The organism is Halorubrum sp. LN27 (assembly GCF_016635065.1).
GTDB classification, from domain to species: Archaea; Halobacteriota; Halobacteria; order Halobacteriales; family Haloferacaceae; genus Halorubrum; species Halorubrum salipaludis.
The window spans coordinates 1,728,895-1,750,725 of record NZ_JAEPET010000001.1 but is presented as its reverse complement, the minus strand read 5'-3'; the positions used below and the strand labels follow the sequence as shown (position 1 = coordinate 1,750,725).

The following is a 21,831-nucleotide window of genomic DNA, read 5'->3' as shown; positions in this document are numbered from 1 at the left end:
ATCTGATAATGAGGCATAAGTATTCGTTCTCTGAATTTCAATTTCTGCTCATTATACAGGTTCGTTCAAACAGATAATTCGACTCTAATTCGGCGGAAATAACACCTGGAGAAGTGTTCTATGATATCCTCGTGGTTGTTTATAAACGGCCGATCGACGGTAAAGACCTCCAAAGCCCCAGCCGCGACGACTCGGAGGCCTTGCTGCGCTCCTCGCTCAGTCGCTACCGCTCCTTCGCTGCGGTGCTTACTGCGGCCGCCTTCGTCCTCGCGACTGCCCCTTTGAGTCCCACCCCGCACGGCACCGCACCTCACACCTCCCCAGCCTCGCGGCTCACAGCTCGCGGCTTCGCCGCTCGCGTTCGCCGCGTCCCTCGCGCGTGCGACTCGCGCCCTGCGGGCGCTCGTCGGCACGCGCCACCGCAGTTCACTCATAAACAGACCGGCGAACACCCGCTCTTCTCCGACGATTCTCGATCTGTGCCTATGGCGCGCGAGCGACGACGGCGAACGTCTCGGTGCGCTCGGAGGCGGAGATCACCTCGAACCCCGCCGCCTCCAGCGCCGCGACCGCGTCGCTCGCGGCGAAGCGCTCGTCGGCCGACGGGCCGTGTTCGCCGTCGCCCGCGGCCGACCAGTCGAAGAGCGCGAGCCGGCCATCGGTACGGATCGCGCGGGCCAGCTCCGCGAGGGCGTCGTCGCTCGCGAACTCGTGGTACGTCATCGTCGAGAAGGCGGCGTCGAGCTCGCCGTCCTCGAAGGGAAGCGACGCCACGTTGCTCTCGACGAGTTCGACGTTCTCGGGAACGCCCTTCTCGCGGTAGAACGCGTGCATCTCGGCCTGCACGTCGACGCCGTAGACGGCCTCGACGTGAGGCGCGACCGCGTCGGTGTAGAAGCCGGTGCCGCTCCCGAGGTCGACGACGGTCGCCGCCGCGCGGTCGGCGCGGGCGGCCGTCAGCGATCCGACGACCTCCTCGGCGGAGACCCAGCGGTACCGGACCGCGGGGCGCTCCAGTCGGTCGGCCTGCTCGGCGTCGAACGTGTGAAATCCCATACGCGGTCTTGTGCGTGAACCACTAAAACGCGTCCGGTCGCGGGCTCACCACTCGGCGGCGAGCGCGTCGACCAAGCGGTCGATCTCGGCCTCGGTGGAGACGGCGTGGACCGACGCCCGGACCGCGTCCGGGTGCGGCAGCGAGCGGACCACGATCCCCTCGTCGGCGAGTCGCTCGACCGTCGCCTCGGGGTCGTCGACCTCGACCGTGACGAGCCCGGTCTCGTACTCGCGCGGGCTCAGCAGCCGGTCGTCGGGAACGCCGTCCTTGAGCCGGTCGGTGAGCGACGCGATCCGGTCTTCGATCGTCGAGATCCCGACCGCGTCGATCGCGTCGAGGGCCGCGACCAGCCCGGCGTGGGCCGCCGGGGTCGTCGTCCCGACCTCGAAGCGCTTCGCGCCCTGCTTAAACGCGATCTCGTCGGCGTCGGGATCCTCGACGCTCCGGTAGCCGACCGCGCGCGGCGCCAGCTCGGCCGCGGCCTCGCGGTCGACGTAGAGGAAGCCGGACCCCCACGGGCCGAGCAGCCACTTGTGGCCCGCCGCCGCCACCGCGTCGGCGCCCCATTCCGAGACGTCCATCGCGACCTGGCCGGGGGACTGGACCGCGTCGACGAGCGTGAACGCGCCCGCCTCGTCAGCGATCTCGACGAGGTCCGCGACCGGGAGCCGCGTCCCGTGGGTCCACGTGATCGCGCTGAAGCAGACGAGCCGCGCGTCCGTCACGGCCTCGGCGTACGCCTCGCGATCGATCCGCCCGCCCTCTGTCTCGACGACCCGCACCTCGACGCCCTCGCGTTCGAGCCGCTGCCACGGGAGGACGCCGGCGGGGTGTTCCAGGTCCGTCCGGACGACGACGTCGCCGGGCTCCCAGTCGATCGCGCCCGCGATCCGGGTGATCCCGTCGGTCGTGCTCTCGGTCAGGGCGACCTCGTCGGGCTCGGCGCCGACGAAGTCGGCGACGCGCTCGCGCACCGTCTCGTACGTTCCGAAGGCGCGCTCGTACGGGTCGGTCGTCCCGGATCCGAACTCGTGGTCCGCGACGTAGTCGGACGCAGCCTCGACGACGCGCTCGGGGCTCGGCCCGTGCGCGCCGAAGTTGAAGTACGCGGCCTCGCCGAGCGCCGGCACGTCCGCGCGCAGCTCGCGGAGCTCCCGCGAGGTCATCCCGGTATCGGCCTCGAAATCGGCCATTCAGGCGGTGTGCTCCGCGATCGAGTCGGCGAGCGCGTCCTCCGTCTGCGCGCCGACCATCCGCTCCGCGAGCTCGCCGCCGGCGAACACGAGCAGCGTCGGGATGCTCTGGACGCCGTACTCGCCGGCCAGCCCCTGGTGTTCGTCGACGTCGATCTTCAGGACGGTCGCATCGGTGTCGCTCGCGACCGCCTCGACGGCCGGCTCCATCATCTGGCACGGGCCGCACCAGTCCGCGTAGAAGTCGACGAGGACCACGCCCTCGGCGACGTAGTCGTCGAACGCGTCGGGGTCGGTCAGCTGAATCGGTTCCGCGGGGGCAGCGTCAGGTGAACTCATCGCTTCGTAGTACGCGCCCCACGCGGATAATGGTTTTGAACGAGTAACACAATACCGCCCGGCCGGTCGGAGGGGCGAGGCGCGTTCGAGAGAGGGCGACGCGCGTCCGAGGGTTCAAATTCGGGGGCGACGAACCGGGGCGCATGTACGCGGTCGTCGGCTGCAACGAGTGCGCGGCGATGTGGCTCCTCGCGGACCCGCGGACGAGCGACAGCGCGCAGTGCCCCCGCTGCGGGAAGACGCACCGGACGGCGAAGCTCAAGCGGTTCTTCGAGTCGGACGACCGCGAGGCGGCCCGCGAGGCCCGGGCCGCGCTGCTCGCGAAGAAGCGCGACGAGAGCGCGGCGTTCGCCGAGATCGACCACGTCTCGGAGCTCGAACGCGCCGTCGACGAGGCGGGGATCGACGACCGCGAGTACCTGGAAGCGTCCGGGATCGACGCCGACGCCGTCGACGAGGCGGGCGCCCGCGCTGAGGGCGGCGGGTCGGGCTCGCGGAGCCGGACCGAAGTCGTCCGCGACGCGGTCGAGGCGGTCGACGACCCCACCGAGGAGCGCGTCGTGGCGCACGCGAGCGAACGCGGGGTCCCCGCCGAGACGGCCCGAGAGATCCTGACGCGGCTCGCCCGCCGCGGGGAGCTCTCCGAGTCGGGCGGGCGCTACCGGGCCCTCTGAGGGCGTCGGTCCGCGATCGAAGCCCGGTTTCCTGACGACGACGCCCGATTCCCTGACAAAGCACTTATACTATCGTTCAGACGTGTCGCGTATGGACACGCGAACTGCCCTCCTGGCGGCCGCCGCCGCGCTCCTGCTCGCGGGCGCGATCGGCGCCGTCGCCGCGCCGGACGCGATCGTCGACCCGCGCGAGGCCGACGAGCGCCCCGGCGACGTACGCATCGTGGACACGGTCGTCTCGCCGGGCGAAGTGCGCGGCGAGACCGCGGAGCTCCGGCTCGGAGTCGACCTCCGACACCGGGGTTCGGCCGTCGAGAACGTCACGGTCCGCCACCGCGCGATCGGCGCCGACTCGGGGCTGCTCGTCGACGAGACGACGGTCGACGTCGGCGACGTCGACGGCGGCGGCGAGCGCACCGTGAACGGCTCCGTCGACGTGGACCGCGAAGGCGGCTACCGGATCGAGACCGTCGTCTTCGCCGACGGCGAACGGCGGGCGAGCCAGACGACGCGCGTCGGCGGCGTCGCGGCGCTCACGCCCGACTACGCCGACTCGCGGGTCGGCTTCACCGAGGGGAACGTCTGGCCGACCGTGGCGGTCAGCGTGCGCGAGGCCGACAACGAGACGGCGACGCTGTCGGTGTCTATCTCGGTGACGAACCGCGGGGACGCCGCCTCGGAGCCGCTCGACCTCCGAGTGCTCTTCCGGCAGTCGGAGTCGAACGTGATCGCCGACGAGGCGAGCGAGACGGTCGGCGAGGTCCGGCCCGGGCGGACCGACACCGTGACGACGACCGTCGAGGTGCCCGCGAACTACAACTACTACGTCGACGCCGCGCTGTGGAGCGACGACGTGCTCATCGACGAGACGCAGGGCGTCGCCAACCTGAACCCGAGAGAGACGATCAGCGCGGACGAGACGGTCGAGGAGGTCGAGTTCGCCGTCGAGGACTTCACGCGGGGCACGGGGGGCGACGACGCGGCGGACGAAGCCGGCGCTCCCGACCGCGGAGAGGACGGCGCCGGGGACTCGACCCCCGGTTTCGGCCCCCTCGTCGCGCTCGTCGCGCTCGTCTCCGCGGCCCTCGTCGCACGGAGGCGACCATGACCGACGACCGAGACCGCGTCGACTCGGACGGCGACGCCGATCGCATCGCTCCGGACGACACCGACCACGACGACACCGACACACCACCCGGACCCATGACCGACACCACCACCGACGAGACCGCCACCGCCGACCGCGAACCGCGCACGACCGACGCCGGAAGCGACGCGACCGGAGACGCCGACGGAGGCGGCTGGTTCGATCCGATCTCGGCCGGCGACCTCCGCGGGCTCATCGACCGGATCGGGCTCGCCGCGCTGATACTGCTCGCGCTGATCGCGGGGTGGAGCTTCTACAGCCAGGCCGGCCGGGCGATCCGGACGTGGCTCGACCCGGCCTACCAGCCGATCGCCCTCGCGGCGTTCAACCTCGCGGTGCTGCTCGTCGCGCTCGCGGGCGTCGCTCACCAGCTGTACCGGATCCGTCGGAGCGAGGGAGGAGGCGGGAAGGCGGCGGAGTGAGTAGCGGTCGACTCCCCCGAAGCCGCCTACTCCTCGGGGAGGTCGTCGGTGTTCGTCGGAACCCGCTCGACCTGCCCCGCGAGCGTCGCCGCGTCGCCCGCGACGGTGGAGGCGTCGACGCCCGCCTCGTTCGCGACCAGCCGAACGTGCGCGGCCAGCAGCGCGAGCGCGCGAAGCCCCTCGTTCTCCGCGTCGCCGTCGCCCCGCTGGGCGAACGTGGTGTCGACCTCGCCGTCGCGGACGACGCCGACGTGGACCGCCTCGATCCCCTCGCCGTCGAGAAGGTCGCGGGCGCGGTCGATCTCGGCGGCGAACGAGCCGGCGTCCGAGCCCTCGTCCGAGCCGTCCGCGTCGTCCGCGTCGTCGGCCGTCGCTCCGTCTGCGGGGACATCGTCGTCGCTCATGGAACGGGGTACGCGAAGCGGGGAGAAAAGCGCGGCGCCCGGCGGAGCGCGCGGGGGCCGCGGTTGCCGCGGTTCGCGCGCGCGTCCGTTCGCCGGCTACTCGTCCGGACGAGGCCGGGCGATGAACAGCGACTCTTCGAGGGTGAACGGGTCGTACGTCGACTGGTGGCAGACGCAGTAGGTCCCGTTGGCGGCGTCGTACCGGGCGGACTCCTCTAACACCTTGTAGTCGGGGATACAACAGAAGTGCGTACAGACGTTGAGGTACGCGATGAACCCCTGGTCCGTCGAGGCGGAGACCCACTCGTCGTTCTCCGCGGCCTCCTCGATCCGCGGCGAGCGGATGACGATAGCGTTGAGGTCGGTGTCGGCGTCCTCGGAGCGCCACGTGACGGACGCCGGCTTCCCGACGCCGTCGTCGCCGACCCCGTTGCCCCACTCGGCGTAGTCGTCGAAGTCGTCGACGTGGATCTGGTCGCCCGCGTCGTAGGTCTCGTCCTGCCAGTCGTACTTCCCGGGGGCCGCCCGGAACAGGTTGTCCGACTCGAAGTTCGGATCGATGTTCTCCTGCGACTCGACGCCGCAGTACTGGAACCACTCGCCGGAGTAGGTCCGGCCGCCGAGCTGCTCCTGTGCGACCTCGATCTCTCGGCCCTCCTGCGTGACGGTCTGGACCTCGGGCCAGATCCCGCGGATGTACCCGTCGTCGGTGACCTCGACCGGGATCTGCGGGAGGCCACGCGGCGCCGGGCCGCCGGTGTGAGCGATCGACATCGCGACGGTCGACCCGCCGCCGACGCCGCCGGAGGTCGTCAGGGTGTTCACCGTTGCCGACCCCATCGCGCCGACCCCCGCCAGGGCCGCGCCCCCGACGACGCCCTTGACGAAGCGACGCCGGCCGGACTCGGCCGGATACTTGTCGGACTGACTCATACTCGCTGTTCGGGTTGGGCCGGTAAAAAGGGTGACGAACCCTCCACCCGACGAGCGCGACGACCGGGTTCCGGCGCCGGCCGTCCGGGTCGCGACCCCGTCCGAACCGATGGGGCCGAACCTGGACCCCCGCGTCTGGATCCGGGAGCTGTCGAACGATCGATCGATACGTTTACTCGAAACCGAGGCAAACCTTCGTTCGGACACCGCTTTTAACCCACCGCAATGGGTGTACCTGTGGTATGGTGTTGCACAATCGAGACGTGCGGACGGACGTCCGGGAGCTCGGCGCGCTCGTCGGGGACGTCCTCGCCGCGCAGGCCTCCACCGAGGCGTACGAGACCGTCGAGGACCTCCGGAACGCGGCGATCGACTACCGGCGCGGCGACGCGACGAGCCGCGACGCGCTCCACGAGTCGGTCGGCGAGCTGTCGACGACCCGGGAGGAGATCGTCGCCCGCGCGTTCACGACCTACTTCGAGCTGATCAACCTCGCCGAGGAGCGGGAGCGCGTCCGGGCCATCCGGGGCGCAGACGAGGAGGGAGCGCTCCACGACTCCTTCGACGCCACGATCGCCGAGTTCGCGGCGGCCGGCGTCGAGCCGGAGGAACTGGAGGAACTGCTCGCGGACGTGCTCATCGAGCCGACGTTCACCGCCCACCCCACCGAGGCGCGGAGAGCCACAGTGAAGGCGAAGCTCCGGTCGATCGCCAACCACCTGGAGGAGCTCGACGAGCGCAACCTCACCGAGCGCGAGCGCAACGGGATCTGGCGCGACGTCACCGCCGAGGTGACCAGCCTCTGGGGGACGCGGCAGGTGCGCCAGCGCAGCCCGGAGCCGGAAGACGAGGCGCGGAACGTCCAGTGGTACTTGGAGAACACCCTCTTCGACGTGGTGGGCGACGCCTACGAGGAGTTCGAGGAGACCATCTCGAAGGAGTACGACGACGTGGACTGCCCGAAGCTCTTCGAGTTCCGGTCGTGGGCGGGCTCGGACCGCGACGGCAACCCGTTCGTCACGCCCGAGGTGACCGACGAGACGCTGGCGCGGCAGCGCGAGGTCGCCGTCGAGAAGTACCGCGACCGGTGTAAGCGGCTCTCGGCCGTGTTGAGCCAGGACGGCGAGCGCTACGCGGTCGACGACAAGCTCACGGAGTCGCTCTCGGCCGACGCCGAGCGGTTCCCGACCGTCGTCGAGGAGGCGCGCGAGCGCTACCCCGACGAGCCGTACCGCCAGAAGCTCCGCCTGATGCGCGAGCGGCTCGACCGGGTCGACGACGTGCGCCCCGGCGAGTACCCCGACGGCGACGCCTTCCTCGCGGATCTGGACGTGATCGCCGACTCGCTGGCGGCGGACGGCCAGGACGCGGTCCGCGAGTCGTTCGTCGAGCCGCTCCGCCGGCAGGTGGACACGTTCGGGTTCACGCTCGCGTCGCTGGACCTCCGCGACCACCGCGAGAACCACACCGAGGCCGTCGCCGAGGCGGTCGCGACCGAGGGCGTCGACTACCGCGGGATGGACGAGGACGCCCGAGAGGAGTTCCTCACCGAGGCGATCCTCCAAGAGGACCCGGTCGTCGACGCCGACGAGCCCGGCGACGTCTCCGAGACCACCGAACGGGTGCTCCGCCGGTTCCAGGAGCTCGCCGAGTGGCAGGACGAGTACGGCGCGCAGGCGATCGACACCTACTGCATCTCGATGACCGAGGAGCCGAGCCACGTGCTCGAAGTGCTCTTCTTGGCCGATCAGGTCGGCGTCGTCTCGCTGCCGGACCACTGCGGCCTCGACGTGGTCCCCCTGTTGGAGACGGAGTCCGCGCTCAACGGCGCCGAGCGCATCCTCGGGACCCTCTTCGAGAACGAGGCGTATGCGACGGCGCTGGAGGTCCGCGACGAGGTCCAGGAGGTCATGCTCGGCTACTCCGACTCCAACAAGGAGAACGGGTTCCTCGCCGCGAACTGGGACCTCTACGAGAACCAGCGCCGGATCGCGCGGTTCTGCCGCGAGGAGGAGGTCACCCTGCGGCTGTTCCACGGCCGCGGCGGCTCCATCTCGCGGGGCGGCGGCCCCATGAACGAGGCGCTGCTCGCGCTCCCCAACGAGACGGTGACGGGGCAGGTGAAGTTCACTGAGCAGGGCGAGGCGATCGCCGAGAAGTACGCCAACCCGCGGATCGCCGAGCGGGAGCTCGAACAGATGCTCGACGCGCAGATCCGCGCGCGCCACGAGGCCAACGAGGAGCCCACCGAGGACGTGCCCGACGAGTGGGTCGACGCGATGGAGACGATGGCCCCCGCCGCCCGGAAGACGTACCGCGATCTGTTGAACACCGACGGGTTCGTCGACTACTTCGGACAGGCGACCCCGATCTCCGTCGTCGAGAACCTCAACCTCGGCTCGCGCCCCGCCTCGCGCTCCGGCGAGCGCACCGTCGAGGACCTCCGCGCCATCCCGTGGGTGTTCTCGTGGACCCAGACCCGGCTCATCCTCCCGGGCTGGTACTCGCTCGCGTCCGGGCTCGATGCCTACCTCGACGCGGTCGGCGAGGAGGAGGGCCTCGAAACCCTCCGAGAGATGTACGACGAGTGGCCGTTCTTCCGCACGACCCTCGACAACGCCGCGCTCGCGCTCGCCCGCACCGACCCCGAGATCGCCGCCGAGTACGCCGACCTCGCGGACGACGACCTCCGCGAGCGCTTCTTCCCCGAGCTGATCGGGGAGTACGAGCGCGGCCGCGAACTCGTCCTGTCGATCAGCGGCCGCGACGACCTGATCCGTCGCGAGTGGCTCGAAGAGAGCCTCGATCGGCGGAACCCCTACGTCGACCCACTCAACCTGCTGCAGGCGAACCTGCTCGGGCGGACCCACCGCACCGACGAGGAGGAGCGGACCCTCCGGCTCACCGTCAACGGCATCGCCGCCGGGATGAAGAACACGGGGTAGTCCGCCCGTTCGCTCGCCTCGGCGGCGGCTCCTCCGTTCGGAGGCGGAGCGGGCCGGCCGGAGACGGATGCCCCTGCTGTGCTACTCGACGGTCACGGTCCCGACCATCCCGGCGGCCTCGTGGGGGATACAGACGTACTCGTGGACCCCGGCCGTCTCGAACGTGTGGACGAACGACTCACCGGACTGCACGGCGCCCTCTCCCTCCTCCCAGCCGCTTCTGGCGGCCTCCTCCGAGTCGAATCCGCCGGAGGCCCAGTACTCGGCTTCCGCCGGGATCCCGTCCTGGGACGCGCTCACCGAGTGGGGTTCACCGGCCGCGAACCGCCACGCGACGGTGTCGCCCCGAGAGACGGTGAGATCGGCGGGCTCGAACGCGACCGCGGTCATGTCGACGACGTGGTCGGCGTCGTCGGGAACGCCTTCGACGACGTTCGGCCCGCCTTCGAGGTCGGCGTCGCCGTCGTCCCCGTGGTCGGACCCGGTCTCCCCCTCGCCGCCGGCGAGTTCGAGATCGAGCGGGAGCTCTTCGACGCCGTCCACGAGCGCGAACTGGGCGTACTGGGCGGCGCGAGCGAACGACTCGGCGGCGCCGGACACGTCGCCACCCTCCCGAACAGCCGCGACGTACCGGTCGAGGGCCCCCTCGAACGCCTCGTAGGCGTTCCGATCGGCCGCTTCGAGCGCGTCGTGGACGCGGGCCTCCTCGAAGCGGGCGAACGTCGCCTCCAGCAGGTCGGCCGCGGCCGACGCACCCGGTCCGCCCGCGCTCTCGACGACGGCGTAGGCCGCGGCCACCGCCTCCGCGTCGAACCGCACCGCGGCCGGGTACACGTCCTCGTCCCCGTCGGCAGCCGCGACCACGGCTTCGAGCCGCTCTTCGAACGACTCGTACAGCGACTCGTCCGCGGACTCCAGCGCCTCGTGGAACCCCGCCGCGTCCGACTCGAAGTGTTCGAAGACCCCCTGCGCGACGCTCCGCGCTCGATCGCCCGCACCGACCGCGTCGAGCGCGGCCGCGTCGAACCCCCTCGCCGTCACGTACGGCGCCTCGGCGGCGCTCGCGGTCGCGGCGTCGCCGGCCGCCGTCGCGAACTCGAGCAGCGTCGACCGCGCCCCCTCCTCGTGGGTCGCGACGGCCGGGTCGTCGCCGTTCTCGAACGCGTCGACGAGCGCACCGAGGTGTTCGTCTTCGAACCGGACGTACAGGTCCTCGCTCGTCGACTCCACGGCTTCGTGGAGGCCGAGCTCGTCCCGCTCGAAGCGGTCGAACGTCGCCGTCGCGATCGACGCCGCCGCGTCCGTCTCTCCAGAGCGGTAGCGCTCTCGGGCATCGGCCAGCCGCGCCCGGAAGAACGCCGCTTCGAGCAGCGGCGCGTCCGCCCCCGCGAGCGCGTCGATACCGGCCACGAGGGCCGAGTCGATCGCCGCCACGGCCTCGTCGACCGCCTCAAAGTCGCCCGCCTCGGCGGCCGACCGGAGGTCGGAGAGTCCGTCCTCAAACCCCTCGTACGCCCCGTGATCAGCCGATTCGATGGCCTCGTGGGCTCGGGCCTCCTCAAAGTGTGCGAACACGTCGCTCGCGACCGCGGCGGCCCGGTCGGTCTCGCCCGCCGCGGCGAGGCGTCGGGCGTCGTAGGCGCGGGCTCGGTACGCGGTCAGCGTCGCCGCGTGTGCGAACCCGGTCGACGGACCTCCCGCCGACGCCAGCGCGGCGGCGTCCCACCCGCGGGCCTGCAGCGCGGCGACGTGGCCCGCGCTCGCGGCCGACTCGGAACCGGCCAGCGCGTAGCTGCCCGCCGTCGCCGCAGAGAACGCTGCTTCGGCGTTGGACCGGACGGCCCCCGCGTCACCCTCGGCTGCGGCGTCGGCCGTCGCCCTCGCGGCGTCCGCGAAGGCCTCGCGGGCGTCGGGGTCCGCGGAGTCGAGCGCTCCGCTGACGGCCGCCTCGTCGAACCGATCCACGGCGTCTCGGACGGCGGTCTCGGCCGCCTCGAAACGGTCCGCGGGGGCGAGAAACGCCGCGTCGACGACCGCGGCGCCGAACAGCTGGAGTTCCAACGCGTCCGCCGTGTCGTCGTCCGTGATCCGACGCTGCGCCTCCGCGAGCTGCGTGTCGGCGATCACCGTCTCCTCCCGGGCGCGCTCGATATCACCCGGTTCGAGGCCGGCCGTCCGGAGCTCGCCGAGCGCCTCCTCGAACTCGGCGTAGTTCCCCTCGTTCGCCTCCTCGAGCGCCTCGTGGGCGCCGCGTTCGCCCGAGGCCTCTTCGAAGCGCGCGAACGTCTCCCGCGCGACGGCCGCCCCGGTCTCGGCGCCCCCCGCGCGCCCCAACGCCAGGGCGTCCCACAGCCGGGCGCGCATCGCGTTCCACTCGGCCGCGACGGCCGAATCCGCCGTCGGAGGCGTCGACGTCGCCGTCGACGACGGCTCCTCTCCGGCCCCGTCCCCCTGAGAGGCGTTACAGCCGGCCAGTCCGGTTCCGAGCGCTACGCCAGCGGTCGCCAGCAAATGCCGTCTGCGGAGTCGCATACGTTTTTGGCCAGCCTAAAAATTAATAACGCTGTCGGCCGTTTTCCGGTTCCGGTAATCCGGCGTTTGAAACTCATTAAACTGCGATTTCGGGAACCGAGTAGAATCGGGAGAACGTCAGCCGAGATGATCCGACCGGATCGGTCGTTCGTCAGTTGGACTGCGGGTAGACTGCAGGCCGCCGATATAATTCCATATAGCGGTATACAATATATCTAGAGCGAATCGGCTCAGTCACAGCGAAACGAGATCGGAGCGGCTCAGGGCGCGAGGCGCCGCTCTCGACGAGAGAGACGGAGTCGGAACTCGAAGTCGGCGGAGCGACGCAAGAAACGGAGCTTCGATCGACGGACCGGGAATTACGCGTAGCGTTCGAGTTCCGGCCGGTCGAGGTCCTCGAAGACGTCGGCGGCGACCTCGGAGAGGAAGGCCTCGCCCTCGTCGGAGACGCGGCGCCCCTCGCCGGCAGCGGTCGTCACGAGCCCGTCGTCTTCCAGCGCCTGCAGCGACGCGCGGATGAGCTTGCGGGAGCCGCCCTCGTGCTCGCCGGGGCGGACGGAGTAGCGGTTCGAACCGCGCTTCTTCGAGCCGTACTCGGTGGCGAGCCGCTCGATGCCGATCGGCTCGTTCTGGGCGACCTTCCGGAGGAGGCTGGCGGAGCGCACGTACCAGAAGTCCTCCTGCTCCGGCGGGAGCTCCTTGCCGGCGCCGCTCTTGGCGAACTCGACCCAGTCGGGCTCGTCGATCCGGTCCTCGAGTCGTGCGGCGACCTCCTCGATGAGGGCGTCGGCCGGCACGTCGTAGATGGTTACCATTGAGGGGAATTTCAGCCTAACGTCGTTTAAACCCATCGTATTCGAGAGGCGTCGTGTGACCCGTTTTCACGGGTAGCGGAGCCACAGAAGGGGATCGCGACGCCGGAACCGGGAGAGAAGCTCGCCGTCGACTCGCCGACCCGCTGCTCGACGGCTACTCGACGTACTCGTACTTCCGCTCGTTCATCCGGCCCCAGCCGGTGAAGACGAACTCCGCCTCCGGCTGCGTGAACTCCTCGATCTCGCGGTCCACGTCCATGTCGTACTCGTGGACGTCGTGGACGTCCTCGTACTCGTCCCACGTGAGGTCGTAGCGCGCCGCGAGCTGGTCGTCGATGTCGAGCCCCTCGATCTCCGCGCGCCAGCCCTCGCGGACCGTCTCCGCGTGGATCTCGGCCTGCGCGCCGGAGCCGTAGGAGGCGACGAGCAGCGTGTCTCCGGCGAGGTCGCGGTCACGGCCCAGGGCGTCTCGCAGGGCGCTCACGCGGGCGATGTGGACCGAGCTGGTGTACCAGTTCCCGACCTCCCGGGAGAGCCCGAGCGTCGGTTCCACGGCGCTGTCGTACCACGTCTGATACTGCTCGGTCGTCTTCAGCTCGTCCATGTAGTCGCGGATGGCCTCCTCGTAGGCCTCGCGGTCCGCGTAGTCGTCCTCGCGGGGCTGTCGGCCGATCTCGTCGGCGAGCGCGTCCTCGTACTCCGTGTCGCGGATGACGTGCCGGTACGCTAAGAGGGCCGCCTTCCGGACCATCCCCGGGAACGGCGTGTGGAACGGGGCGTACGCGAAGTCGTCGAGGGAGATGTCGTCGGTGACGGACTCGTAGTCCTCCAGCGCCTCGCGCATCCGGGCGAGGTACACCTGCACCGAGCGCTTCCCGTCGACGCTGGGGAACTGCTGGTTCGGCTTCAGGAAGTCGGTCTCGTCCTTCGAGCCGTACCCCTGATCGGTCGAGAGCGCGACGATCGAGGGATCCTCGTCGATCAGCATCGCGACGGCGCCGGCGCCCTGCGTCGCCTCGCCGGGGTCGCCGCGGGCGTACAGCGCGGTGTCGGTCGTGATGACGAGCGCGGGGCGATCGCGGTTTCGGCCGGCCCGGATCCAGTTGTACGCGTCGTCTATCGCCTGCGTGCCGGCCAGACACGCGAACTTGCGCTCGCCCTTGTTGGCGTGGGTGAAGTCGCCGTCGTACACCTGCTCCAGACAGCCGGCGATGTACGTCGACACCGGCTTCGAGTGGTCGAACGCCGACTCCGTCGCCACGTCGATCCGGCCGATGTCCTCGGGAACGAGGCCCTCGCGGTCCATCAACCCCTTCGCGGCGTTCGCGCCCATCGTGACGATGTCCTCGTACACGTCGGGGAACGAGGAGTTGTTGAGCCCGAGCCCCTTCGTGTACTTCTCCGGGTCGTCGCCCTTCTCCGGCGCGAACGTGCCCGGCAAGTCGAGCTTGAGCTTTCCGGTCCAGATCTCGACGGCGTCGATGCCGACTTCGGTCATACACGGTCGTTCATGCGGCCGGCATATGGGCTTGTCGATGGTCGATTACGTCGATCGTGGTACTATTCGTCGTCGGACTCGATCGTCGGTTCGGGGTCGAACGCCGCGCCGGTCGCGGCGACGGTCCCGCCGTCGCTCGCGATCCGGATCGTCCCGTCGGCGAATCCGAACCACGACCGCCCGGTCGCGTCGAACGCGCCCTCGCGCACGTCCACGTCCCCCGCCGCGGAGACGTCGATGTCGCCGGCTGACACGCCGAAGAGCGCTCGTGCGGCGGTCGTCACGCCGACGCCGCGCGCGTCGACGTCGCCCTCCGAACGGACCGTCACGTCGCCCGCCGACGCCCCGACGAACCGATCGCTCGACGCGTCGAGCGTCGACCCGTCGCCGAGCGAGACGCCGTGCGTGCCGACCAGTTCGATCGCGGTCGCCGAGAGCGTCACGCCCTCCTCGACGACGACGCGGTCGGCCCGCACCCCGACGGAGCCGACGACCCCGGCGTCTTCGAACACGACGAACCGCCCGTCGAGCTCGTTCAGAAACGCCAGCTCCGCCGCCGTGAACGTCTCGTCGGCCGAGCCGTCCCCGTCGCGGTCGACGTACGCGACCGCGTCGGTCTCGGCGTCCAGCACCTCGACGGTCGTCGTCGCCGTGTCGTCCTCGCTCGCGACCGCGAGTTCGACCTCGCCCGCGTCTGCCGGGAGCGTCTGCCACGCCAACGAGACCCGGCGGCGCTCGCCGCCCGCGAGGGTGATCTCCTCCCCGTCGACGACGGCGCCGGCGGCGGAGAGTTCGACCCGTTGGGTCCCCTGCTCGTCGCCGACGTTCTCGACGGTCGCGTTCACGACGACGGGATCTCCCGCGTCGACGCGGGCGTCGACATCGTCGATCCGCACCGCGAACTCGGCGGGCGCGAGGGGGTCGAGCGTGACATCCGCGGTCGTCGTCTCGTTCGATCTGACTGTGACAGACTTGCTCGCCGAAGCGAATCCGGCGGCCGACACCGAGAGCTCGTACGTTCCCGGTTCGATCCCCTCGATCCGGTACGCGCCGCCGGCGGCCGTGGTCGTCTCGGCGACGCGTCCGACGCCCTCGACGGCGACCGTCGCGCCCGACACGGGAGCGACGGAGCGGCGGAGCCCGAACGCGGCGCCCGAGGCGACGAGCGAGGGCGCCCCGGACCCGACGACCGTCCCCTCGACGGCGCCGGGTTCGGCCGTCGGTTCCGGGGTCGGCCTGAGCGAGACCCGGGCGATCTCCTCGCCGGACGGTTCGTGGACGAACCGGACCTCGTTGGTCACGTTCGCGACGAGCGCGTCGGGGAACGTCCGCTCGTCGCCGGGTCCGAAGCGGCCGTCGGGCGGCGCGAACGCGAGTCGGGTGGCGTTCCCCTCGGCCCTGACGACCGCCGTGAGCTCGTCGTTCGGGAGGGCGTCGCCGCCGAGGTGGCTGACGCGGAGATCGGTCCCGTCGGCGGTGAGATCCGCCGAGACCACGACCTCGTCTGCGTCGGAGGTCACGTCGCCGACGAGGGCCACGCCGACTGCGCCCGCGCTCACGACGAAGACGGCGAGCAGCAGGACGATGCCGACCGTCTCTGACTGAGCGCGGTCGGTGGATGTGATGCGGGATACGAGAGGCACTAACGCGTCGAATCTGGTCGGCGCGGTATTTCAATACCGGGCCACACCTATCAACGCCGATAATGTCGGCGAAAAGCGGCGGTGAAGGAGATCTACGGCTGCTCGACGAGCCGCTGGTAGTCGATCTCGAGGTCGTCATTCTGCCGATCGGCCGCGTACCGGACCGTTACGTTCTGTTGGGGATCGATCGTCCCCAGATTGAGGGAGACGACGGTGTCGGAATCGGCATTGGTGAGCGTCGTCGAACCGAGCTCCGCGCCGCTCTCGTCCTCGACGACGACATCGATCCCGGTTGAGCTCCCCTGAAGATCGACCGTTCCAACGCCCAGTTCCAGCTTGTAGTCGCCGCTCGGGACGGACTCGGTCGTCGTCTCGACGTCGAACCCAGTCGACCCCGAGCCGTCGAAGACGGCGACGGTCCCGTCCTCGTCCTGCATGTTCGGGAAGTTCGAGAGCGTTCCCCGAGTCGCCGTGTACGTGTCCGGGTAGAGCCTCGTCGCCGATCCCGGTTCGACGACTTCGACGATGAGCGGGTCCACGTCGTCGCCGCTGGACGCGTACAGATCGAACGAGTCGCCTGCAGACGCCCCGTTCGTGTCGAACTCGTTTACCGTCGTCCGACCGTCCGAGTCTGTCTCCGGGGGATCGGGAACGGTCGGCCGCCCGCTCACGGTGCCGCGCGGCGCGAAAGAGACGTCGACCGCCGCGCCGTCGATGCGCTGGCTCGAAGCACCCTCAGAGACCAAGATATCGAGCGGTGCGCTCGTCCCCTCCTCGATCTGGACGGGGTCGATCTCGTCCCACTCGACGTCCAACGTCCGGGTTCCGGCACCCCCTTCGGACACGTCAAAGGTCACGGACTCGTACTCTGGCCCCGAAGTTCCGTTGATACTCGCCGTAAGCGCTCCCGTCTCGTTCGCCACGAACGTGGTTCGCCCGTCATCGTTCGTGGTCCGGTTGACGGCGTCGAACGTCGTCCCATTGAACGAGACCGTCGCGTCCGAAACGGGGTTGTTGTACCGGTCGCGGACCTCGACCGTGGCGTCCTCGCCGCGGGCGACGCTCTCGCCGCCGACCGGGACGATGTAGGCCGGTTCGGTCTCGCCGGTGGTGTCGAGCGACACCTCCGAGAGCCGCAGCCGGTACGGATCGGAGGTGTTAGCGAGCGTGATCCGCACCGTCCCGTTGGCCTCGTCGGCGGCGGCGGTCGCCCCGGAGGGAAGCCGCTCCTCCCACCGCGTCGCGAGCGCGGCGGGATCGTCGACCGCCGTCGGGAGTTCGAGGGTTATCCGCCCGTTTTTCGGAGCCAGCGGGACGGTCGTGTCGCTCGACGAGACGGCCCGCGCGTCGACGCTGCGGCGCTCGACGCCGTTCTCGGAGACCGTGCCGGTCAGCGCGGCCAGAGAGATCCGGCCGTCGTCGGACAGGACCGTCTGCCCCGATCGGAGGAGGAGCGCGTCGTCGAACTCCGCGGCGACCACCGAGTGCTCGTACACGAGCTCCGGGGCGTCGCGGAACTCGTTGTATCCGGCGTCGTACCGGAGCGAGCGGGTCTCGAACGCCGGGCTCGCGTTCCAGAACCGGCGGACGTTCTCGTGCGGGCCGCCCTCGTCGGGATCCCCGCCGATCGTCGCGTTGCGGACCCGTATCGATCCCGTCTCCTGAGTCGCGAGCGATCCCGAGACGGGCGGCGGGTTCACGAAGAACGTCCGGGAGGGGTACCGCGTTCCGAGCCGGATCTGCGTCGATCGCGCCGACCCGGCCGCGGCGGCGTCGAGGACTCCGTTGCGGAGCTCGCCGAACCCGTCTTCGACCTGCTGGCTGTGCTCGAACTCGACGTTCGCGTTCTCCGTGGGGACGACCTGGACCTGATAGATCCCGAGCGCCAGGATGAGGAATCCGAACAGGATCACCGTCCCGACCACGACCGACTGGCCCCGACGGTCGCGACTGAAGCGCATTACCCGGTGTCGACGCCGAACGGGTATAAAATCCTCCGTCCGACCTCTCAGTCGCGAGAATCTCCCGCGCTCTCGTCTCGACGGCTCGACTCTCGGTCTCGCGGACGCTCAGCCTCCGTCCCGCCGACGCTCAGCCCTCCATTTCTCCCGCTCGGCGCGCCGTCAGCCGCGCCGACAGGACGGCGACGGACCCGGAGAGCCCGCCGATCAGCACGGCCTGCGTCCAGTTGAAGCCGAGCAGCGTCCCGGCGATCGGCGTGATGAGGAGGAACGTGACGACGAGCGCGCCGATCGACGCGGCGAGCGAGACGGCGGCGGGGTCGTCGGAGTCGCTCATGCCCGACCCTGGCGAGGGCGGGCGATAAACCGGCCGATCCGTCGGCGTCGACGCGCTCGTCGGAGAGATGGGGTCAGTCCCGATACGCCGGCTATAAATCACATTCCGCGATATCAAATCGTCATCTCGGCCGCCTTCCCGCCTCCCGACCGGTCCGTTTTTGCGCGCGGCGGGTGTCTCGCCGCGTATGGCGAAACAGCCGCACCTACTGGTCGAAGAGGGCGACGTCCACGAGATCGCGATTATCCCCGGCGACCCGGGGCGCGTCGACCGGATCGCGGACCTCTGTGACGACAGCGAGCTCGTCGCGCAGAACCGCGAGTACAAGGTCGTCAACGCGAGCTACGAGGGTGTCGACCTCACCATCTGTTCGACCGGGATCGGCTGTCCGTCGGCCGCGATCGCGATCGAGGAGCTCTCGCGGGTCGGCGTCGAGACGTTCCTGCGCTGTGGCACCTGCGGCGCCCTGCAGGCGGACATGGAGGTCGGCGACATGGTGGTCGCGACGGGCGCGGCCAAGGAGGAGGGGACGAGCAAGCGCTACGAGTCCGTCGAGTACCCCGCGGTCCCCGACTACGACGCGCTCACCGAGCTCGTCGGCGCCGCAGAGGACAACGGCGAGGAGATCCACGTCGGGCCGATCGTCTCCGACGACGCGTTCTACAACGAGAGCGACGAGTACATCGACGACTGGGAGGACGCGAACCTCCTCGCGATCGAGATGGAGGCGGCGACCGTCTTCGCGCTCGCGCGGCGCAAGGGGCTGCGGGCCGGCGCGATCTGCACCGTCGACGGCAACCTCGTCGCGGGCACGCAGAAGGGCGCGGACTCGGACGACGAGCTGCCGGAGAAGGCCAAGGACAACGTCGAACGGGCGATCCGGATCACGCTGAACGCGGTCACGGCGCTGTAGGCGTCGGTCGCAGTCGGTCCGCTACTCCTCCGCCCGGAACTCCACCAGCGTCAGGTCTCGGTCGAGCGCACAGGTGTCGTGCGGCGGCTCGCCGAGCACCTGGTCGATCACGCGCTCGTCGTCGAAGTCGGCGCCGTCTGGGACGCAGTACCCGTGGCTCGGGCACTCGGTGTGCGGGCACGGTCCCGCGAGCGACACGCGGCCGCCGGCGTACGCCTGCTTCGACGGGACGTTCGCGGGGACGGGCGCGGGCTCGACCTCGACGGCGCGGACGCCGGCGTCGTGGACGGCGCAGTCGAGCGTCTGCGCGTTCTCCCGGATCCCCGTCACGCGGTACCGGGTCCCCTCGGAGAGGTTGAGACACTGGCTCCGGTAGGGACACCCCTCGCAGTCGGGCGACTCGCCCTGATAGACGAACTCGCGGCCGGTGTCCGCGAGCCGCGTGCCGATGAGCGTGACCGTGGTCATGGGCGACACGACGCTCCGCGCCGCCGTAAGCCTCCCGCCTCGGGCGGCAAGGGCGCGCACCCGGAGAGGCGCGGCGCGCCCGGAGGGGAAGACACATCCGGGCGCTCCGGCAACCACGACCAACGATGATCGCGGCGCTGGCGCGGGACGCGAAGCGGGAGGCCGAGGCGGCGAACGAGCGGCGCGTCCTCGTGCTCGCCGGCGACCGCGACCGCGGGTTCGACGCGGCCTACGACGCGATCGAGGCGGTCGATCCCACTTCGACCGCGATCGTCTCCACGCGAGAGGGGTTCCGGTTCGAGGAGCATCGCCCGCGGAACGCCGACGAGCTGCTGGGCCGCACCCGCGAGGTCGTCGTCCTCGACTGCCACGAGCGGTTCGTCCCGAACGCGCTCGGCCGCTGCGTGGGTGCCGTCGACGGCGGCGGCCTCCTCGTCCTCCTGACCCCGGACCTCGACGAGTGGCCCGCGGTCCGCGACCGGTTCGACGACTCGCTCGCGGTCCCGCCGTACGGGGTCGACGACGTGACGGGGCGGTTCCGCGAGCGCTTCGTCGGGACGCTCCGGTCGCATCCGGGGATCGCGGTCGTCTCGCTCGGGGAAGACGGGCCGGCGGGCGACGCGGTCGAGCGCGACGGGCTCACCGGTCCGCGGGAGGAGACGACCGCGGAGTCGACCGTCCCGCCGAGCGCTCCACCGAACGCGGCGTTCCCGGCCGCGGCCTACGAGGCCTGCCTCACGGGCGATCAGGTCCGGGCGGTGGGGGCGTTCGAGTCGCTCGCGACGCCGGGACACGCGGTCGTCGCCGAGGCGGACCGCGGGCGCGGGAAGTCGAGCGCGGCCGGGATCGCGGCGGGCGCGCTCGCGCTCGCGGGCGCCGACGTGCTCGTCACGGCGCCGGCGTTCCGCAACGCGTCGGAGGTGTTCGCGCGGGCGAGCGAGCTGATCGGCGAAGGGGAGACCGATTCTGAGACCGCTCCCCGCCGCCTCGACGCGCCGGACGGCGGGCGGGTCCGGTTCCTCGCTCCCGCCGAGGCGGCCGAGCTCCCCGACGACCCGGACGCGGTGATCGTCGACGAGGCGGCCGCGCTCCCGGTGCGGCTGTTGGAGCGGTTCCTCGACGCGCCGGCGGTCGCGTTCTGCACGACGGTCCACGGCTACGAGGGCGCAGGCCGCGGGTTCGCGATCCGGTTCACGGAACGCCTGCGCGCGAGCCGCTTTTCGGTGCGGGAGGTGCGGCTCGACGAGCCGATCCGGTACGCGCGGAACGACCCGGTGGAGGCGTGGGCGTCGCGGGCGCTCCTGTTGGACGCGCGCCCGGCGGTCGACGAGGCGGTCGCGGGGAGCGCGGTCGGGGACGCGACGTACCGCGCGCTTCCGGCCGACGACCTGCTCGGGGACGAGGCCCTGCTCCGGGAGGCGTTCGGGCTGCTCGTCGCTGCCCACTACCGCACCGAGCCGAACGACCTCGCGCGGCTGCTCGACGCGCCGAACCTCACGGCGCGGGCCCTGACGGCCGAGGGCCGGGTCGTCGCCGTCGCGCTGCTCGCGCGGGAGGGCGGGCTCGACGCCGAGACGCGCCGGCGGATGTACGAGGGCGAGCGGATTCGGGGGAACATGGTGCCGGACGTGCTCACGAGCCAGCTGCGCGACGAGGAGGCCGCCGCGCCGCGGGGGCTGCGGACGGTCCGGATCGCGACCCACCACGCGCTCAGGGGCGAGGGGTTCGGCACGCGCCTGCTCGACGAGGTGCACGCGGAGTTCGGCGGGGAGGGCGAGGAGGGCAAGGAGGGCGGAGAGGACGAGGAGGGCGGAGAGGGTGGGGAGGGCGAGGGGGTCGACGCCGAGGTCGACTACTTCTCGGTCGGCTACGGCGCGACCCCGCGCCTGCTCCGCTTCTGGCGACGGGCGGGCTACCGGACGGTCCACCTCTCGACCTCCCGCAACGACGCCTCCGGGGAGTACTCCGCGATCATGGTGCGGCCGGTGACCGCGGCCGGCGAGGGGGGACCGGGAAGCGCGCTGCTCGACCGCCACGCCGCCGCCTTCCGCGACCGCGAGCGCGACGGGCTCTCGGACGCCCACCGCGACGCGGACCCCGACGTGGTCGCCGGTGCGCTCCGGGCCTGCTCGGCGTCGGTGTCCGTGGACCTGACAGAGACCGAGTGGCGCTCCGTGGTGGGCGCGTCGTTCGGTCCGGGGATGTACGACAGCGCGCCCGGCGCGTTCCGCGACCTCGCCATCGCGGCGCTGATCGAGGGCGGGAGAGAGAGCGACGACGGCGACGGCGACCCCCTCGACGACCGCGAGAAGCGCCTGCTCGTCCGGAAGGTCCTGCAGGGCCGCCCGAGCGAGTCGGTCGCCGACGAGCTGGGGTACGTGTCGGCCGGGGCCTGCATGCGCGCGCTCGGCGACGCCTACGAGCCCCTCGTCGAGCGGTACGGGACCGAGTTCGCGCTCGCGGAGCGAGAGCGGTTTGTAAACTCCGAGTGAGACGCGCGGCGAGCGGGTACAGACCGAGTCGACCGGCGCCGCGAACCGGCCGCGGCGA

Annotated in this window: 18 protein-coding genes; 6 read left to right on the top strand and 12 right to left on the bottom strand. The window is 70.9% G+C overall.

All coding sequences use genetic code 11. From position 1 onward, the window contains the following. Positions 1-483: 483 nt before the first annotated feature. From JIN95_RS08620 to trxA, 3 genes are read right to left on the bottom strand one after another with little or no spacing between them, the layout of a single operon-like run. Positions 484-1,056, bottom strand: a complete 573-nt coding sequence (locus JIN95_RS08620) for a class I SAM-dependent methyltransferase (protein WP_200531108.1) — start codon at positions 1,054-1,056, stop codon at positions 484-486. A gap of 45 nt (positions 1,057-1,101) precedes the next feature. Beyond that, complete coding sequence (locus JIN95_RS08615) at positions 1,102-2,250, bottom strand: aminotransferase class V-fold PLP-dependent enzyme (RefSeq protein ID WP_234699182.1); 1,149 nt, start codon at positions 2,248-2,250, stop codon at positions 1,102-1,104. Further along, positions 2,251-2,589, bottom strand: coding sequence for a thioredoxin (trxA, locus tag JIN95_RS08610; RefSeq protein WP_095637598.1), 339 nt, complete (start codon positions 2,587-2,589; stop codon positions 2,251-2,253). It abuts the gene before it with no gap. A gap of 143 nt (positions 2,590-2,732) precedes the next feature. On the opposite strand from trxA, the gene JIN95_RS08605 reads away from it, so the two are divergent. From JIN95_RS08605 to JIN95_RS08595, 3 genes are all read left to right on the top strand, one after another. Beyond that, positions 2,733-3,263: a DUF5817 domain-containing protein gene (locus tag JIN95_RS08605; RefSeq protein WP_200531107.1), complete on the top strand. Its 531-nt coding sequence runs from the start codon at positions 2,733-2,735 to the stop codon at positions 3,261-3,263. A gap of 91 nt (positions 3,264-3,354) precedes the next feature. After that, positions 3,355-4,371, top strand: a complete 1,017-nt coding sequence (locus tag JIN95_RS08600; RefSeq protein ID WP_200531106.1) for a PGF-CTERM sorting domain-containing protein — start codon at positions 3,355-3,357, stop codon at positions 4,369-4,371. Next, the gene (locus JIN95_RS08595; protein WP_200531105.1) at positions 4,368-4,832 is read left to right on the top strand and encodes a hypothetical protein; all 465 of its coding nucleotides are present in this window, start codon (positions 4,368-4,370) and stop codon (positions 4,830-4,832) included. Before JIN95_RS08600 ends, JIN95_RS08595 begins: the two co-directional genes overlap by 4 nt. Before the next feature lie 26 nt (positions 4,833-4,858). Here JIN95_RS08595 and JIN95_RS08590 read toward each other — a convergent pair whose 3' ends face one another. Both JIN95_RS08590 and JIN95_RS08585 read right to left on the bottom strand, forming a co-directional pair. Further along, positions 4,859-5,236: a hypothetical protein gene (locus JIN95_RS08590; RefSeq protein WP_200531104.1), complete on the bottom strand. Its 378-nt coding sequence runs from the start codon at positions 5,234-5,236 to the stop codon at positions 4,859-4,861. A gap of 96 nt (positions 5,237-5,332) precedes the next feature. Further along, positions 5,333-6,169 carry a cytochrome B gene (locus tag JIN95_RS08585; RefSeq protein ID WP_095637603.1) on the bottom strand — a complete coding sequence of 279 codons (837 nt, stop codon included), beginning with the start codon at positions 6,167-6,169 and terminating at the stop codon, positions 5,333-5,335. Positions 6,170-6,411: 242 nt separating this feature from the next. Here JIN95_RS08585 and ppc point away from each other — a divergent pair, with 242 nt between their 5' ends. Beyond that, complete coding sequence (gene ppc / locus JIN95_RS08580) at positions 6,412-9,114, top strand: phosphoenolpyruvate carboxylase (protein WP_200531103.1); 2,703 nt, start codon at positions 6,412-6,414, stop codon at positions 9,112-9,114. Positions 9,115-9,195: 81 nt separating this feature from the next. On the opposite strand, the gene JIN95_RS08575 is transcribed toward ppc, so the two are convergent. The 6 genes from JIN95_RS08575 to JIN95_RS08550 form a co-directional block, all read right to left on the bottom strand. Then, positions 9,196-11,646, bottom strand: coding sequence for a DUF5059 domain-containing protein (locus tag JIN95_RS08575; protein WP_200531102.1), 2,451 nt, complete (start codon positions 11,644-11,646; stop codon positions 9,196-9,198). A gap of 359 nt (positions 11,647-12,005) precedes the next feature. Further along, a complete protein-coding gene (locus tag JIN95_RS08570; protein WP_095637606.1) occupies positions 12,006-12,461 on the bottom strand; it encodes a 30S ribosomal protein S19e in 456 nt (151 codons plus the stop codon). 154 nt (positions 12,462-12,615) lie between these two features. Then, positions 12,616-13,959 (bottom strand): hydroxymethylglutaryl-CoA synthase, encoded by a 1,344-nt coding sequence (gene hmgB / locus JIN95_RS08565; protein ID WP_200531101.1) that lies wholly within the window; start codon positions 13,957-13,959, stop codon positions 12,616-12,618. A 62-nt stretch (positions 13,960-14,021) separates the two neighbouring features. Then, the gene (locus JIN95_RS08560) at positions 14,022-15,602 is read right to left on the bottom strand and encodes a carboxypeptidase regulatory-like domain-containing protein (RefSeq protein WP_200531100.1); all 1,581 of its coding nucleotides are present in this window, start codon (positions 15,600-15,602) and stop codon (positions 14,022-14,024) included. Between the two features lie 92 nt (positions 15,603-15,694). After that, the gene (locus tag JIN95_RS08555) at positions 15,695-17,563 is read right to left on the bottom strand and encodes an Ig-like domain-containing protein (RefSeq protein ID WP_200531099.1); all 1,869 of its coding nucleotides are present in this window, start codon (positions 17,561-17,563) and stop codon (positions 15,695-15,697) included. Positions 17,564-17,693: 130 nt separating this feature from the next. After that, positions 17,694-17,900: a hypothetical protein gene (locus JIN95_RS08550; protein WP_200531098.1), complete on the bottom strand. Its 207-nt coding sequence runs from the start codon at positions 17,898-17,900 to the stop codon at positions 17,694-17,696. Positions 17,901-18,087: 187 nt separating this feature from the next. Between JIN95_RS08550 and JIN95_RS08545 the strand changes: the two genes are divergently transcribed. After that, positions 18,088-18,813 (top strand): nucleoside phosphorylase, encoded by a 726-nt coding sequence (locus tag JIN95_RS08545; RefSeq protein ID WP_095637610.1) that lies wholly within the window; start codon positions 18,088-18,090, stop codon positions 18,811-18,813. Positions 18,814-18,834: 21 nt separating this feature from the next. Here the strand turns inward: JIN95_RS08545 and JIN95_RS08540 are convergent, their stop codons facing one another. Then, positions 18,835-19,281, bottom strand: coding sequence for a UPF0179 family protein (locus tag JIN95_RS08540; RefSeq protein WP_200531097.1), 447 nt, complete (start codon positions 19,279-19,281; stop codon positions 18,835-18,837). Positions 19,282-19,406: 125 nt separating this feature from the next. Between JIN95_RS08540 and tmcA the strand changes: the two genes are divergently transcribed. Beyond that, positions 19,407-21,773: a tRNA(Met) cytidine acetyltransferase TmcA gene (tmcA, locus tag JIN95_RS08535; RefSeq protein ID WP_200531096.1), complete on the top strand. Its 2,367-nt coding sequence runs from the start codon at positions 19,407-19,409 to the stop codon at positions 21,771-21,773. Positions 21,774-21,831: the final 58 nt, after the last annotated feature.

Excerpts from the sequence above, each read along its gene's own strand:
- trxA (WP_095637598.1), bottom strand. The coding sequence starts at position 2,589 with ATGAGTTCACCTGACGCTGCCCCCGCGGAACCGATTCAGCTGACCGAC.
- JIN95_RS08585 (WP_095637603.1), bottom strand. The coding sequence starts at position 6,169 with ATGAGTCAGTCCGACAAGTATCCGGCCGAGTCCGGCCGGCGTCGCTTC.
- JIN95_RS08595 (WP_200531105.1), top strand. The coding sequence starts at position 4,368 with ATGACCGACGACCGAGACCGCGTCGACTCGGACGGCGACGCCGATCGC.
- JIN95_RS08540 (WP_200531097.1), bottom strand. The coding sequence starts at position 19,281 with ATGACCACGGTCACGCTCATCGGCACGCGGCTCGCGGACACCGGCCGC.
- JIN95_RS08615 (WP_234699182.1), bottom strand. The coding sequence starts at position 2,250 with ATGGCCGATTTCGAGGCCGATACCGGGATGACCTCGCGGGAGCTCCGC.
- JIN95_RS08575 (WP_200531102.1), bottom strand. The coding sequence starts at position 11,646 with ATGCGACTCCGCAGACGGCATTTGCTGGCGACCGCTGGCGTAGCGCTC.
- tmcA (WP_200531096.1), top strand. The coding sequence starts at position 19,407 with ATGATCGCGGCGCTGGCGCGGGACGCGAAGCGGGAGGCCGAGGCGGCG.
- JIN95_RS08550 (WP_200531098.1), bottom strand. The coding sequence starts at position 17,900 with ATGAGCGACTCCGACGACCCCGCCGCCGTCTCGCTCGCCGCGTCGATC.
- JIN95_RS08620 (WP_200531108.1), bottom strand. The coding sequence starts at position 1,056 with ATGGGATTTCACACGTTCGACGCCGAGCAGGCCGACCGACTGGAGCGC.
- hmgB (WP_200531101.1), bottom strand. The coding sequence starts at position 13,959 with ATGACCGAAGTCGGCATCGACGCCGTCGAGATCTGGACCGGAAAGCTC.
- JIN95_RS08570 (WP_095637606.1), bottom strand. The coding sequence starts at position 12,461 with ATGGTAACCATCTACGACGTGCCGGCCGACGCCCTCATCGAGGAGGTC.
- ppc (WP_200531103.1), top strand. The coding sequence starts at position 6,412 with ATGGTGTTGCACAATCGAGACGTGCGGACGGACGTCCGGGAGCTCGGC.
- JIN95_RS08545 (WP_095637610.1), top strand. The coding sequence starts at position 18,088 with ATGGCGAAACAGCCGCACCTACTGGTCGAAGAGGGCGACGTCCACGAG.
- JIN95_RS08590 (WP_200531104.1), bottom strand. The coding sequence starts at position 5,236 with ATGAGCGACGACGATGTCCCCGCAGACGGAGCGACGGCCGACGACGCG.
- JIN95_RS08600 (WP_200531106.1), top strand. The coding sequence starts at position 3,355 with ATGGACACGCGAACTGCCCTCCTGGCGGCCGCCGCCGCGCTCCTGCTC.
- JIN95_RS08605 (WP_200531107.1), top strand. The coding sequence starts at position 2,733 with ATGTACGCGGTCGTCGGCTGCAACGAGTGCGCGGCGATGTGGCTCCTC.
- JIN95_RS08555 (WP_200531099.1), bottom strand. The coding sequence starts at position 17,563 with ATGCGCTTCAGTCGCGACCGTCGGGGCCAGTCGGTCGTGGTCGGGACG.